1 protein-coding gene is annotated in these 311 nt (G+C 48.9%); it reads right to left on the bottom strand.

From position 1 onward, the window contains the following. On the bottom strand, positions 1-311 hold a 311-nt coding region (locus ACL9RM_RS26645; RefSeq protein WP_414126721.1), incomplete at both ends, for a condensation domain-containing protein.

The raw sequence follows: 311 nt of genomic DNA, 5'->3' as shown, positions 1-311 counted from the left end.
ACCTCATCCGTGACTAACGCCACACACCAGCCATCCATCAAGATGTGATGAGAGCTCCACACAAAATAATAATCCTCATCACCTGTTCGTAAAATCGCCACGCGCATCAACGCATCCCGGGACAAATCGAACCCGGCTGCCTTGTCTTTGCGAATAAATTCCTTCACATACGCGTCACGCTCCTGCTCATTCAAATGACGCAAATCTTCACATCTGAAACCAACATCCTTGCGACGGAAAATGACCTGCACAGGCTCATCCTGCCAACCGCTGATGAAATTAGCTCTAAATATCTCATGCCGCTGCGCCAA

The sequence above is a fragment of the Paenibacillus sp. S29 genome (assembly GCF_049319765.1).
Classification (GTDB): Bacteria; Bacillota; Bacilli; order Paenibacillales; family Paenibacillaceae; genus Paenibacillus; species Paenibacillus polymyxa_B.
The sequence above is the reverse complement of the archived record's forward strand: the minus strand, read 5'-3'. Positions and strand labels throughout refer to the sequence as shown.